This window comes from Mycetohabitans sp. B2 (assembly GCF_021733735.1).
GTDB classification, from domain to species: Bacteria; Pseudomonadota; Gammaproteobacteria; order Burkholderiales; family Burkholderiaceae; genus Mycetohabitans; species Mycetohabitans rhizoxinica.
Genome location: NZ_JAHKSP010000076.1, coordinates 1 through 13,151, shown reverse-complemented (window position 1 = coordinate 13,151; position 13,151 = coordinate 1). Strand labels below are relative to the sequence as shown.

The 13,151-nt window shown below is 61.1% G+C and carries 14 protein-coding genes; 1 reads left to right on the top strand and 13 read right to left on the bottom strand.

From position 1 onward, the window contains the following. Window positions 1–365: 365 nt before the first annotated feature. The 12 genes from KPG66_RS15755 to KPG66_RS15700 are packed head-to-tail and all read right to left on the bottom strand — an operon-like array spanning window position 366 to window position 11,689. A complete protein-coding gene (locus tag KPG66_RS15755) occupies window positions 366–1,052 on the bottom strand; it encodes an HAD family hydrolase (RefSeq protein WP_237071419.1) in 687 nt (228 codons plus the stop codon). After that, complete coding sequence (locus KPG66_RS15750) at window positions 1,049–2,287, bottom strand: MFS transporter (protein ID WP_237071418.1); 1,239 nt, start codon at window positions 2,285–2,287, stop codon at window positions 1,049–1,051. The genes KPG66_RS15755 and KPG66_RS15750 overlap by 4 nt, the downstream gene beginning before the upstream one ends. After that, window positions 2,280–3,197: an ABC transporter substrate-binding protein gene (locus KPG66_RS15745; protein ID WP_237071417.1), complete on the bottom strand. Its 918-nt coding sequence runs from the start codon at window positions 3,195–3,197 to the stop codon at window positions 2,280–2,282. Before KPG66_RS15745 ends, KPG66_RS15750 begins: the two co-directional genes overlap by 8 nt. A gap of 7 nt (window positions 3,198–3,204) precedes the next feature. After that, window positions 3,205–3,789, bottom strand: coding sequence for a GDP-mannose pyrophosphatase NudK (gene nudK, locus KPG66_RS15740; RefSeq protein ID WP_442929457.1), 585 nt, complete (start codon window positions 3,787–3,789; stop codon window positions 3,205–3,207). 8 nt (window positions 3,790–3,797) lie between these two features. Further along, a complete protein-coding gene (gene mtnP, locus KPG66_RS15735) occupies window positions 3,798–4,709 on the bottom strand; it encodes an S-methyl-5'-thioadenosine phosphorylase (protein ID WP_237071415.1) in 912 nt (303 codons plus the stop codon). Next, a complete protein-coding gene (locus tag KPG66_RS15730) occupies window positions 4,706–5,821 on the bottom strand; it encodes a fatty acid desaturase family protein (RefSeq protein WP_237071414.1) in 1,116 nt (371 codons plus the stop codon). The genes mtnP and KPG66_RS15730 overlap by 4 nt, the downstream gene beginning before the upstream one ends. After that, window positions 5,814–6,524 (bottom strand): HAD family hydrolase, encoded by a 711-nt coding sequence (locus KPG66_RS15725; protein WP_237071413.1) that lies wholly within the window; start codon window positions 6,522–6,524, stop codon window positions 5,814–5,816. The genes KPG66_RS15730 and KPG66_RS15725 overlap by 8 nt, the downstream gene beginning before the upstream one ends. Further along, a complete protein-coding gene (locus KPG66_RS15720) occupies window positions 6,521–7,903 on the bottom strand; it encodes an NAD(P)/FAD-dependent oxidoreductase (protein ID WP_237071412.1) in 1,383 nt (460 codons plus the stop codon). Before KPG66_RS15720 ends, KPG66_RS15725 begins: the two co-directional genes overlap by 4 nt. After that, window positions 7,884–8,987: a DegT/DnrJ/EryC1/StrS family aminotransferase gene (locus KPG66_RS15715; RefSeq protein WP_237071411.1), complete on the bottom strand. Its 1,104-nt coding sequence runs from the start codon at window positions 8,985–8,987 to the stop codon at window positions 7,884–7,886. Before KPG66_RS15715 ends, KPG66_RS15720 begins: the two co-directional genes overlap by 20 nt. After that, window positions 8,987–9,505, bottom strand: a complete 519-nt coding sequence (locus tag KPG66_RS15710) for an NUDIX hydrolase (protein WP_237071410.1) — start codon at window positions 9,503–9,505, stop codon at window positions 8,987–8,989. The genes KPG66_RS15715 and KPG66_RS15710 overlap by 1 nt, the downstream gene beginning before the upstream one ends. Next, complete coding sequence (locus KPG66_RS15705; RefSeq protein ID WP_237071409.1) at window positions 9,502–10,623, bottom strand: DegT/DnrJ/EryC1/StrS family aminotransferase; 1,122 nt, start codon at window positions 10,621–10,623, stop codon at window positions 9,502–9,504. Before KPG66_RS15705 ends, KPG66_RS15710 begins: the two co-directional genes overlap by 4 nt. Further along, entirely contained in the window at window positions 10,613–11,689 is a 1,077-nt protein-coding gene (locus KPG66_RS15700; protein ID WP_237071408.1) for a Gfo/Idh/MocA family protein, read from the bottom strand. Before KPG66_RS15700 ends, KPG66_RS15705 begins: the two co-directional genes overlap by 11 nt. A gap of 503 nt (window positions 11,690–12,192) precedes the next feature. Between KPG66_RS15700 and KPG66_RS15695 the strand changes: the two genes are divergently transcribed. Beyond that, window positions 12,193–12,381 (top strand): hypothetical protein, encoded by a 189-nt coding sequence (locus tag KPG66_RS15695; RefSeq protein ID WP_237071407.1) that lies wholly within the window; start codon window positions 12,193–12,195, stop codon window positions 12,379–12,381. A 165-nt stretch (window positions 12,382–12,546) separates the two neighbouring features. On the opposite strand, the gene KPG66_RS15690 is transcribed toward KPG66_RS15695, so the two are convergent. Further along, on the bottom strand, window positions 12,547–13,151 hold a 605-nt coding region (locus tag KPG66_RS15690), incomplete at its 5' end, for a siderophore-interacting protein (protein WP_237071406.1).

Below are 13,151 nucleotides of genomic sequence, written 5' to 3'. Positions count from 1 at the left end.
GAACGAGGGTGGAAACCGGGATACAGGAACCGGCCCAGCCGAAGCTGGCCCCGCCCGGCCCGCCATAGACGTGCCAGACGTTACGCACAAAAAAGCCGCGAATCGTAAGACGGCGCGGCTTCTGTGCGCCTGTATTTCCCGGGTTTCCACACCCGACCGCTGCTGTTTTCAGCGGCATTTCCAGTATAGGCAGTTCATTAAAAAACGGCAACTGGTAATTCCAATTCCGTTGTGAGTTGCCTCCTGCTGGAGCCATTGCATGGACTGGCAAAATCCAACTCGGTATGACTCGGTCAGTGTCAGGTTGTGCTCGTCCCCAGGTGCTTTGCCGGGGCGGTGAACGAGTTGGTCGTGCCGATCGCAATTCACCGGCTGGCAACGTTGTGCTGTGCGTTGAGTTGGTGTGTTAACCGATCCCAAAGGCGTTGATCTTCGAAATTCCGAATCACATTGTGTGCTCCGGCTTCCCGAAGCCTGTCTTCGCTTAATGCGGTCAACATCCCGAACGTAAAGATACCGGCCGAACTTGCGGAACGCACACCCGCTGTCGAATCCTCGAATGCGAATGCATGGGTGGCGTTTCTGCCCAGCCGTTCCAGCGCCGTCGTATAGGGCAGCGGATGCGGTTTTCCGTGCGTCAGTTCGCTACTGACCACGAGCGTGTCGAATCGTGTGGCGAGTCCGAGCGCGTTCAGCATCATCGTTGCATTGCTGCGTGGCGCGTTCGTCACGACAGCGATCCGGATGTCGAACCGGTCCGCGAAGTCGAAAAGGCGCTGTGTGCCGGCGGTCGGGGTCAGCCTATCCCCAAGCTGCGCGCGAAACAGTTGCTCCTTTTGGCTCGCCAGCTCCATATATTCCGTGGCTGGCATGCCAGGAAACAGCCTGTCGAAAATCATCTCGTCCGGAAAGCCCATTACGTGCCTCTTGTAGTAGTCGATATCGATCGACCGGTTCCAGCGCGCGAGCAGTGTATTGTAGGCGTTTAGGTGCAGCGCGTCGGTGTTGACCAACGTGCCGTCTAGATCAAACAGTAGGGTTAGCGTGGTCATTGGACAGGGCCTCCATTCGTTGTGCCGCGGTGGTCGGCTTTTGCGTAGGTGCGCAGGATCGGTAAGAGTGGCAGCATTAACAGCGGATACGCGATTAACGTGGCGAATGAAGCCTGTATCCCGATCTCTTGCGATAAAATGCCGAGCAGCAACGGTGTGGCCAACAACGCGATGCCGACCGCCTGCGAAGCGCGTGCGCTCAGCGACGCACTCGCGTCGGGCGCCGTGCGTATGGCCGCGCCAAGGATCAACGGGAAGAAGTTGCCAAGGCATACGCCGAGCACAGCCATGACGCACGCCGCAATCCCTATACTGTGCATCGCGTGTAGCGCGGCGAATGCGACGACCGCGCCAAGTGTGAGGGCTACGAGCAGCGTGAGCGGCTGTATCACCCGCAATAGGTAGCTGCTGGCCAGTCGCCCGCACACGGTGCCGCCGAAGTACACGGTCATCAACGCCGCGGCCGTCGCGGCGCTGCCCGTGACTCTTTCCTTTAAATATTCGGCGCCCCAGAATCCGACACCCCATTCGGCTGTAATGGCCAAGATCACTAGCGCCCAAAGGCTAAATCGCAGCATGCGGGGAAAATTTTCGGTATCCGGCGCCGGTGCGGACATGTGCGCCGCGTGCACGCCCGGCTCGTCTCGACGGTATGCGGCGAACGGTAACGCGGCGAGCAGTAGCGCAGCGACCGCTACGGCGATCGGGGCCGCGCGCCACGACCAACCGAGCGACGTCGAACCGCTGATCAGCAGCGCACCGCCGAGTACGCATAGGCCGGCAGCTACGTGTGCTTCGACGAGTCTTGCGGCGGCGCGCTCTCGATAGCGCGCCCCGAGCTTGGCTTGGCCGGTGGTTATCAAGAGCCCGCCTGAAATGCCCATTAGCGCGCCGGCGAGCAGCGTGATCGGCAACGCACGCGCGATGGCGAACAGGCCGCTGGCCACGACAACCGACAGAATCGAGATTTGCCCGATGCCAGTGGGCAATCGCCGATGTCTGAGCCAGCGGTATGGCAGGCGGATCGACGCGAGTCCGAGCGCGTAAGCGGCAAAGTGCAAACCGACGGCGCGCAGATCAAAGTTCAATTCGGCACGTACGAACGGCATCGCGGGCCCGAGCATTCCCTGTTGCAAACCGTATAAGCCGAACATCAGATAGATCGCCCATGGACGGTGAGCATCGTGGACGGACGAGCTGGCGGCATCGGTTTCACTTGTGGGCCACTCAATCATAGTGAGCCTGCTGGGTAAATAGCGCGTGCCATTGCACGGTACGGTCGCGCTTTGAGCGACCGGCGTCGGCTATGTTCAGTGCGGCCAAGCCTTGCATCGTTTCATTCCGCTCCGGTGCATGATCGAGCACGACTTTGCCATAGCGCCGCGCGATTGCCACCGCGTCGCTGGATAGCATCCATGAAAGCGCCCGCTGCGCGAGCCCCACCCGAGGTGAGCCTGCGCGGCAGCCGAACACTTCGTGTTCGTAACGGCGGGCATCGAGCGGAATAAGCCATCGTAAGCTCGGGTGCGCGCGCGCCGCCCGTGTCGCCGCTGTTGATACAGTGGCGGCGATCCACGCGCGTCCTGCGAGTACATCGTCGATTGGCGCGGTGGACGATCCGCCGATCAACGGATGCAAGTTTGCGACGACGGCGAGCGTTCGCCACGCCGACTCGGGTCGACATTCGAGGAGCGCGCTCAGATGGAGATAGCCGGCGCCGGATCGTGCCGGATCAGGTAACGCGATGCGGTTGCGCCAGATCGGCGCGGCCAACGCTGCCCACGAAGTTGGGGCGGTAAGCCGATGATCGGCAAGCGTCGTCGCGTCGTAGCAGAAAACAGGAACGAAGCCCGATGGACTGAACGAGCGGCACTCGGCGTCAACGGCGCCGGGCGGTAGGCCCGAAAAATCAATCCGCTCCAGCGGCTCGAGCTGCCTCACGATCGCCAGATCGAGCAACGCGGTGGCGGCGGTTCCGAGCAGCAGATCCCACGCGGGCACGTTGCCACCGCGCAGGCGTTCGGCGAGTTCGGCGGTTGACCAACGCAGCAGGCGAATTGGCACGCCGACGTGCGCCGACATGCCGTCGACGAATTCGGCAAGCTCCGCGTGCTCCATCGAACTAACGGCAAGCAGTTCGTCCATGATGGCGTCAATCAATGAGTCGATGAAGCTTCGCGTACTGCAGCAGCATGATCGTCTTGCCGTCGGCGATCTCGCCCGAATCGATCATGGCGAGTGCCCGGTTGAGTGAAAGCTCAAGCACTTCGATATCTTCACCGTCGGATTTGACGCCGCCTCCGTTGCCAACGCGATCTTTATCGGAGTACTCGCCGACGAAAAAATAGAGCCGTTCCGTGACGGAACCCGGACTCATGAACGCTTCAAAGACTTTTTGCACGTGCTCAATCCGATAGCCGGTCTCTTCTCCGGTTTCCCTCTGGATGCAGGCTAACGGCTCGTCGCGGTCGAGCAGACCCGCGCAAGTCTCGATCAGTATCCCGTCGTGTTCGTTGACGAACGCTGGGAAGCGAAACTGCCGGGTCAGAATGACGGTTTTCTTCGCCCGGTTGTAGAGCAGTATCGTCGCGCCGTTGCCGCGGTCATAGATTTCGCGCGACTGGCTTTGCCACACGCCGTCACGCCGCAGGTAGTCGAATGTTATTTTGCGCAGTACGTACCAGTTGTTGGATAGCACTTCGACTTTTTTGATGCGTATGCGATCGCGCGTTGGAATAGCGTTGTTCAAAGCGTCATCTCCGTTCGTTGAGACAGCAATTCGGCCGCGCGGGGGGAAACCGCCGCAAGGCGTTCGATCATTGCAGGGTCGCGGTGAGCGGGCGCAGTCATGACCGCGGTATCAAGCGCCCGGTCGCAGCCGTGCGGGCACGCGCCGCGATGCGAGCCGAGCCGCGTGACTGCGTCGGTGAAAAGGCGGATTGCCGATGCGCTGACGTCGCGCATCCGTTGAGAGACGAGCGTCGCGTTCACTGCGTCGTGCTCGTCGCCCCAGCAATCGAAGTCGGTCGGAATCGCGACGAGCGCATAGCAAAGTTCGGCTTCCCGCGCGAGCTTCGCTTCCGGCATTGCCGTCATGCCGATCACCGTGCCGCCCCACTGGCGATACAGGTTCGATTCAGCTCGCGTCGAAAACTGCGGGCCTTCCATAACGACATAGGTGCCGCGTTGCCGCGCGTCCACGCCAACCGCGGCCGCGCTGTCGGCGAGCGTTGCACGCATCCGGGCGCAGACCGGTTCCCCGAACGGCACGTGACCGACCAGGCGCTGCCCGAAAAACGTTTTGTCGCGCTGTATCGTTCGGTCAATGAACTGGTCGATCAATACGAACGTGCCGGGCGGCGCTTCATGTGTCAGGCTGCCGACCGCGCTCATCGACAGCAGCTGCGTACAGCCCAGCGCACGCAGCGCCGCTATGTTCGCGCGGACGTTGATGAACGATGGCGGGATCGTGTGTCCGGGCCCATGCCGCTGGATGAAGGCGATCGGCACGCCGCCGAGCGTGCCGAGCACGACAGGCGACGACGGCGTGCCGAACGGCGTGTCGAGTGCGACGGTTTCTACGTGCTGCAGTCCGGCCAGATCTTGGAAGCTGCTCCCTCCAATGATGCCGATTCGCGGGGTTTGTTCGTGCGTCACATTCCACCTCCCGTTTGGGGTATCGATGATTCTCGCCGGGTTTGTACCAGGCGGTCGTACAGTTCGGACAGCGCACTCGGCGCATTGCCGTTGCGCACCAGCAAACCTTCGCTTGCATTCGCCGTATAGCGCGGCTCGTGGACTTTCAGATGACGGTCAATTGCGGGCAAGTAATTCCATCGCACTCCTGGGTATAGCGAGTGGGCCAGGTGATAGGCATCGGAGGTCGGCGTAATGAACACGCGCACCAGCCACCCGGTCCATCCGAAATAGTCTGTTGGGCGGCCCGCGAGATACTCGAGATCGAGCCGATCGCGCGTCGGGCCGTCCACGAACCAGCGGTGTTCCGTCAACAGCGAGATCCACGCGAACACCGGATACGACGTGATGAGCGGCGTGAGCCAGCCGAATACCACGCCTTTGCAGCCGCCTGTCCAGTACAGCACGGCCGCCGTCGCGGCAATCGCGATCAAGCGCGCGGCCGCGGTCACGCGCGAATGGTTCAGCATGCTGTTGCACGCCATCGTCGTGATGTTGGCCCACGCGCCCTTCGGCGTGAGCGGGTACAGCAGCCGCGCGTAGAACTCAAGCGGCGAAAGTCCACTCGTGTAGCCTCCTGCCTTGACGCGTGCCCGGTTTGGGTCGAGCTTGGGATGATTGGGATGACGATGATGCTCGACGGTGTGCGTCTGATGGCGGCTGTGCATGTCGCGCTTGAACATCGGAAACTGGTAGAACATGTCGCTCAGCCACCACTGCCAGGCGTGCGGCCGGCACAGCGCGAAATGCACAGCGTTGTGGCCGAACTCCTGCAGCGCGCGCATGCGTCCACCGCTCCACAGCACGACGCCCAGCCACGCGATGGGCCACGGACACCGCTGCGCAAGCATCACGGCTGCGGCGATGTCTAGCCAGGTCCAGATGAACGGGAACGGCGCGAGCCACACGTCGAGGGGCCGGTAATAGCTTTCCTTGCGCTCCTGTAGCCGCGGCAGCAGGCGCAGCAGGCGAAGCACCCGCGTACTGTCGCGGTAGTACAATGCGACGATCGCGCGCATTGTGAGGGCAGCCACCACCACGGCGAGGACTGCCGGATCGAGAAAATCAGTCATGTTCAACGCTCCTATCTTTGCTGTCGGTCGACCACCTGCACGTCAGATGTCTGAGCAACTCGCCGAGCCCGCCGTACACCGGTGCGCCGCTGCGAAGTAGCCGGCTGGCATCATGATGACCCGTCGACACGAGAACGGGTCGCCAGCCGACCGCGCACGCGACGTCGTAATCGTGCGTCGTGTCACCGACATACAGCGTCCGGTCTGGGCGCACATCCAGTGTCCGCATCAGTTGTATCGCCTCGTCCAACTTGCTGCTCGCACGGTTGTGCGAGAGGCCCACAACGTGTTCGAAACGGCCGTGCAGGCCTTTTGCGTCGAGCGTGTCGCGCAGGATGTCGCCATGCGACGCGGATAGAATCGATAGGCCGACGCCGGCCGCGCGCGCCGTGCCGAGCAGGTCGAAAACGCCGTCGTGCAGCGCGCATTGCGCGACGTTTGCGTCGAAGCATTCGAGATAGTGTTCGACGATCGTCGCAAATGGCGTGCGCGCGAAGTCGAAGCCGAGCGTCTTATAAAAGCTGGCGATCGGGAAATCGAACAATGCTCTATAACGATCGCGTGTCACCGGCACGACACCAAACCGCTCACCGCAGCGATTGACGGCGCGTACCGCGAGATCGAGGTCGTCGATTAACGTGCCGTTCCAATCGAGCACGATGTGTTCGATGCGCGTGGGAATCAAATCAGTGGAATGTGTCATTTGAGTGAGCGGTGCCGGAGGGTTTCGAGCACGACACGGGTCGCAATTGCCGGCGAATACAGCCGGCTTGGCGGCGTCACGAGATTCGTCACGCCGATCTGGGTCTCGAGCGTGTGGCGGTGGTGGGCCGATACGCGTCCCAGTCCCGTACCATACCAATGGTGCAAGCGCGTGCGCCAGTTACGCTCGCCGACCGTCTCTGGAAACCGGAGATCCTCGGTCGTCGCCATATGCCACGCGTCATCGACGATCCCGCACAGCCTTCGCTGCACGTTGTGCCACGCCGATGTGTCCGCGAGTGCCGCATCGACGTGGCGATCAATGCATTCGGCTTCGAGCGCGCAGATCGTCATCCCTTGGCTGTATAAAGGATTCATGCTGCTTAGCGCATCGCCAACGACGAGCAAGCCGGCCGGCCAGTGTGCGATCCGGTCATAGTGCGTGCGCCGGCTGCCTGGCATTCGGAACGTCGCGACGTCTGACAGCGGCTCCGCCGCGCGGATCACGTTGTAGATGTCCGGCACGGGTAGCGAAGCGAGCGCGTCAAGAAAATCAGCCGGATCGCTGCCGGGAAAGTGTCCGAACCAACCGCCTGTAGTGACCATCCAGCGTTCTGCCTCGATGGGGCTGATGACGCCCATTGCGCGTTGCTGGGGTGTGCTTGGCAGCACGAGCAGCACTTGCCATTGCGCGGCCAAGGCCGGGATGCGGCGATAGATACGTGACGCATAACCGAGTTCGGTCTTGACAATGCTCGTCTTGACGTTGCCGAACCCCGCTTCGCGCAGCCATTCCGGCATGCGCGTGCCACGGCCGCTCGCATCGACGACGAAATCGGCCGCGACGAAGCGTTCATCGAGCGTCGCATCGTCGGCGACCCACACGCCGTTGACCGCGCGTATGCCGCTCGTTCCTCCGAAACTGACGCGTGTTACGCGCGAGCGGGACGAGACTTCGATGCCCGGCGTTTGCGCGGTGTGGCGGCGCAACTGATTGTCGATGAGCCTTCGGCTGCAATAGTGTGCGTGGATGCCGCTGCGATACCGGTTTTTCCATTGGCCCGCTTGGAACCATTTGACGTCGTGACCGAGATCTGCGACGAGCGCGCCGTCGCGCTCCAGTGCCGCCAGGAACCCGGGAAAAATGCGTTCAATGATTTGCTTGCCGCGCAGCAACAACAGATGGACATGATGCTCTTGAGGCACGCTGCGGCGCGGTCCTAACTCGTCAAAGAAGTCGCCCTTTTCGACAAGTGTCACGCGCTGAAAGCGGCGGGCGAGTACTGCCGCCGTCAGGCAGCCGGCGAGGCTGCCGCCGATCACGACCGCATGGCTTGCACGCCGGGCGGAAACCGTGACGTCATTGTGCGGCGTAGTCATTGAGCACCCCTGCAATGTAATGCAGCTCGTCGTCGGCCAGGTCAGGATGCAGTGGCACCGTCGTCAGCGATCGCAGCAGGCGTGCGGCGTTCGGGCAGGCCCGGCGATAAACGGCGAGCAGCGGCAGTTCAAACAGCGGCCGGTTGTCGTACTTGCCAATGTCGGACGGAATTCCATGCCGCTGCTGGTAGTCGACGAGACGGCGTCCGTCGTGCCCTAGCGCCTGCAACAATAGTGCGTAGCCGTTTGGCGTGCCCCGCGGCGGAATCGGCAGCTCCCTGAACGCCGGATTGTCGAGCAGTGCAAGCAGCCGTTCCCGGTTGCGCAATCGTGTTTCTAGGTGAGTCTGCAGCCGCCGCGCGCGAGAGAGCCCGAGCGCGGCCTGCAGCCCTCCGAGCTTCAGGTTGACGCCCACCGTTTCGCCCGTCAGGTTGCCCAAGCGCGTGTACGCACGAATGCGCTGCGCGCGCGCGTCGTCGTCGGTCATGACGAAACCGCCTTCGCCGGTCGACATGAACTTGCAATGGTGGGTGCTGAAGCAGCTGATGTCGCCGTAGTGCGGCAGCCACATGCCGTCGAGTTTCGTCAGATGCGCGTGCGCGAGATCCTGAATCAGCGGCACGCCGAGGTCTTGCAGCAACGCGCGCGTTCGGTCGAGCCGATTCGGATACCCCCACATCGGCACCTCAATGACCGCGCAGGTCCGCTCGCCAATGCAATGCTGCAGATCCGCCTCGTCGAGACCGAAACTGTCCGGCGCGACGTCGCAGAACACGGGACGCAGCCCGAGCGATAGGATAGGCAATACCGTGCAGATCGGACACGTCGGCGCGACGACGACCTCGTCGCCCAGCCGCCAATTGATGCCGGACAGCGCAGCGGTGACTGAAGCTGCGCCTGACGAGACGGCGATCACATGCCGCACGCCGTACGTGGCGGCTAGCACGGCCTCGTAGTCTTGGACGATCTGCGCGGTGCCCGACAGTCCTGTGTGCAGTGCGCGCGTCAGCTCGACAATGTCCTCCGGCGAGTCGTGCACGCATGTCTCGTTGATCCGGCGCGGCGCCGTTTCGGTAGCGTTCATCATGCAATCACCTCGTCGTCCACCAGGCGCCATGCAGTTTCGTCGCGGAATAGGTGGTGCACGAGGCGCCGGAAGTTCGGAAACATGCGTAAGCCGCTCGTCTGCTCGTATGTGAAGAAGCGCGCACGGTCGTTTTCCCGCTGGACTGGGCACGTACGGGCAGCGGTTGCGCACAGATAGACGAGGTCGATGTGGTAATGTGGCTCACGCGTGTCGTCAATGAATTCGCACAGCACTTGATATGGCCGGTGCAACACCGTGACGTGCGCGTTCGGATCGGCGAGCTGAGGATTCGTCTTGCCGACGAGCGTCGCGCGAATGCCTGTTTCTTCGTCGATCTCGCGCAGCACGGCCTGATCGGGCGTCTCGGTTCGCTCGATGTGGCCGCCGGGATAGAGCCACACGCCGAATTTGCGATGCTGCAGTAGCAGGAGCTGCCGATGCCGGTTCATCACCAGCCCTGACGCGGTGAAATGCCGTTCGAGCGCCGCTCGGCCATGAGGGACGTGAGTGGTCATATCGCTTCATACCGATTGATGCAGGCCGCGATGTAGTCGAGTTCGTCGACCGTGATGCCGGGATGCACGGGTATCGTCGTCATGCCGGCGAGCAGCGCCTGCGCGTTTGGGCACGCGGTGCGATACCGCTCGAGCGCGGGAAACTCGTACAGTGCCTTGCAGCCGTATCGTTTGATGTCCGACGGCACGCCGAGATCGTCGAGATAATCAATGAATGCTGCATTGTCCGCAAAACGCAGCTCGAGGTTGAGAAAGTAGTAGTTCGGCACGCCGCCCGCAACGATCGTCTTCTCTCGTACTTGCGGATGATGGATACGCTCGAGCAGGTAACGCGCATTCTCGCGACGCTTGTCGATCTGCGCGGCGAGCGACCGTAGCCGGTTTTTGCCGAGCGCGGCGGGTAGCGCCGCAAGCTTATAGTTCAGGCCGAAGTCCTTGCCGTTCAGATTGCCGAAGCGGCTGTAATCGCGGCTACGTTTTGCGAGAACGTCGTCGTCTGTCAGCAGGAATCCTCCCTCACCTGTTGCGAGCAGCTTCCGCTCATGTGTGCTGAAGCACGACACGTCGCCGAAATGCGATAACGGCTGGCCATGTAGGGTCGTGCCATGCGAGTGCGCGAGATCGAGGATCAGTTTAATGCCTAGCTCGCGCGTGATGGCTTGGAGCGCGTCGACTTCGGTTGGATAACCCCACATTGGAATATCGATCAGCGCGCGCGTGCGCGGCGTCATGCTCGCACGGACGGAATCTGGATCGGCGCCGAACCCGTGCGCGCGTGTATCGACAAACACGGGGACCGCACCCGCGGCGATGATCGGATAGACTGTGCACAGGGGGCAGCTTGGCGTGAGTAGCACGTTGTCGCCTGGTTCGACGCCAACCGCATGCAGCGCGACGCTTAGCGCGGCCCCGCCCGATGACAACGCGACGGCATGCCGGGCACCGAACCACCCGCTGAGTGCTTGCTCGTATTCGGTCACAACGTCGCTCGTGCCCGATAGTGAACGTGCGAGCGTCGCCTGCAGCGTGTCAACGTCTTCCGGATAGGTCGCGCGATATTTGTCCGAGATCGTGCGGCGCGCGGGTGCCGACGCGTTGACGGTGAGATCAGAGGGCATTGGATACGACTCCTGGATTGGTGGTGGATGTAGCGTGAAGCGTTGGCAGTGCGAAGTTTTGTGCAACGCCGATGTTTTGCGAATCGACAGCGCAAATCTGTTCGATGACACGATAGGTGGGCAGCAAGCTTTCGAAATTTGCGCTGAACGTTTCCCGCTTTCGGACGGCTTCAAAGAATTCAAATAGTTCGCCATAGTAACCGCTTCGCTCATATCCGGAATCGAGCGGGCCCGGCTGCCACACGCCGCGCCAGCGCTTTGCTGTGCCAGCTGCGCGTGTGCCGTGCTCAGGTTCATGCACTGTGATGTTCCACAGGTTGTCGAGTTCGACCATCATCGAGGTCGAGCTGACGATCTTCATGTCGAACTCGAAGTACGGAAACATCGTGCCGCACAAAAGGCTTGCTGTCGTGCCGGATGAAAAGACCAGTTCGGCATTGACGATCAGCGAGTCGTCATAGCGCTGCACTCGCGACCTGATGTCGGTCAACTTGCCGTCACCGAATGTGATGCCCAGATCGATCGTATGGATTGCCTGGGCGAGCAGGAATGACCGCAGGGTTGAGTTTAGGCCCCACAGCGGCTCCCGAGGCTTGCTCGCATAGTGATTCAGCTGGACGTGCAACGTGCGACCGAATGGTGCAGCCCGTGTCATGTTGCGTAACTGCCGTATAGGCTTTGCGAACTTGAAATTCATGCCGACGCCTGTTATGACGCCGCTTTGGCGATTCGCTAGGACGAGTGCTTCGAGCTCGTCAAGTGTGAAGCATGGGGGCTTTTCGACGAAGACATGGATGCCTGCGCGCATCGCTTGTAACGCAATGTCGCGATGTGCCTGGGGCGGGCATGCGAGCACGAGTGCGTCGGGCGCGGCGAGCGTGAATAGCTCATCGACGCTGCTTGCGACAGGAACGTCGGATAGGAAGCGATGAATTTGCGCGGCGCGAGGAGTAGTGATATCGCATACGCCAACGATGCGGACATCGGGCATTTGCAGCAACGTGGGTAGCAGGTTTTCCTGCATCTGTGCGCCCAGGCCCACGATACCGATTTGGATTGCAGTCATCAAGTGACTCCATTAATTTAGTTGGTTAGTTAAATTAATCGTTAACGTTGCAAAAAATGTCGCTTCATAAATAGGTTGTCTGTGCGGTTGACGAATATTGATTGGGGTGAAAAAGCAACAGTGACGCAGCGTCGCGTTAACCCTAATGTTTGGCGGCGGAAGGTGCCTGCTGTTTGCTTATCTGGTCACTGTTTAGGTATGCGGATAGTATCGAGAAGAAAAGTAACGTGCAAATTTTTTTACGCTACACAGAATCTATTCTTTTAACCAAGTTGCTGGAAATATTTTTTTGGGGTTGCGCGAAGAGAAAAGAAGGAAATGGGAGGAGGGTAAGGGTTTTGAGGTAAGAATTTTTGAGGTTGGTTTTTAAATGACGCAATAGTTGAGGGGGTATTCTAATTAATCGTGTTTAGCCATTGTTCCCCAAAAAACAATTTTATTGAATTGGGAAATTAATACGGGGTCTGAGCAGTCTATTTGAAAAGAAAAATACAGGCCCAGTTGTGCAGAAAAACCGCAAAGTATTGTCCGGCGTGGGTGGCATGAAGCGGGCCGATAGGTTGGCCGAACTGGAAAACTTGTTGCCGCGCATTGGGCTACGAGGGTACGGACGCGCAATATGGGCCGAAACCATCGTGCAACGCGTGGCGCAGGTACTCGACATAGAGACGTGCACCGCGCGCGGCATGTAAGGGCTGTAGGGGCGCAGCGCTTCCCTACACCGATACTTCACTTGTTGGCCATTACATCGAAGGCTACCGCGTGAGTGGCGGCAGTGGCCACAGCGAGCCCTTGGCGCCGGTGTCGACGCTGCCATGCCCATTGCACGCTGATCGGGCAGGGCACGATGCAGGTCGTCAACCGTCGATCGTCTCGTGCACCGCTGCGGATCCGCGCCGCCAATAGTTGGCCGCGCGGATCCGGAACTTCGGTACACTGCGCTCTTCCACCAAGTGCTGGCGTACTGCGCGCGCCACGCTGGCCTCGGCCGCCACCCAAACGTAGCCATCGCCGTCCGGCAGGTACGTATCCCGTACCGCGCGTAACAACGCGCCGCCGTCGGGCCCCGCGCAGTCGCGATAGCACCACACCGCATGCAGTTGCGCACGGGTCTTGAGGTCGATGCGCGACGCCGCGTCCGCCACCTCAATCACGGTGGCCACTCGAGTATCGGCGGGTAACTCGTCAAGCCGCCGCGCAATGGCCGGTAGTGCGGTATCGTCGCCGATCAGTAAATGCCAGTCGAAGCCGGTTGGGATGACCAGCGAGCCTCGTGGTCCGCCGACGCCGAGCCATTGTCCCGGTTGCGCCTGCCTTGCCCATGCGGACGCGGGGCCGACATCGTGCAGTGCAAATTCCAGATCCAATTCACCTGCGTGCCGATAGTAGCGCCGCGGCGTATAGTCGCGTGCCGGGGGGCGCGGATGATGCTCCGGGAACGCGACGCCATCCGGTCCCACAG

Excerpts from the sequence above, each read along its gene's own strand:
- KPG66_RS15755 (WP_237071419.1), bottom strand. The coding sequence starts at position 1,052 with ATGACCACGCTAACCCTACTGTTTGATCTAGACGGCACGTTGGTCAAC.
- KPG66_RS15750 (WP_237071418.1), bottom strand. The coding sequence starts at position 2,287 with ATGATTGAGTGGCCCACAAGTGAAACCGATGCCGCCAGCTCGTCCGTC.
- KPG66_RS15745 (WP_237071417.1), bottom strand. The coding sequence starts at position 3,197 with ATGGACGAACTGCTTGCCGTTAGTTCGATGGAGCACGCGGAGCTTGCC.
- KPG66_RS15730 (WP_237071414.1), bottom strand. The coding sequence starts at position 5,821 with ATGACTGATTTTCTCGATCCGGCAGTCCTCGCCGTGGTGGTGGCTGCC.
- KPG66_RS15725 (WP_237071413.1), bottom strand. The coding sequence starts at position 6,524 with ATGACACATTCCACTGATTTGATTCCCACGCGCATCGAACACATCGTG.
- KPG66_RS15720 (WP_237071412.1), bottom strand. The coding sequence starts at position 7,903 with ATGACTACGCCGCACAATGACGTCACGGTTTCCGCCCGGCGTGCAAGC.
- KPG66_RS15715 (WP_237071411.1), bottom strand. The coding sequence starts at position 8,987 with ATGAACGCTACCGAAACGGCGCCGCGCCGGATCAACGAGACATGCGTG.
- KPG66_RS15710 (WP_237071410.1), bottom strand. The coding sequence starts at position 9,505 with ATGACCACTCACGTCCCTCATGGCCGAGCGGCGCTCGAACGGCATTTC.
- KPG66_RS15705 (WP_237071409.1), bottom strand. The coding sequence starts at position 10,623 with ATGCCCTCTGATCTCACCGTCAACGCGTCGGCACCCGCGCGCCGCACG.
- KPG66_RS15700 (WP_237071408.1), bottom strand. The coding sequence starts at position 11,689 with ATGACTGCAATCCAAATCGGTATCGTGGGCCTGGGCGCACAGATGCAG.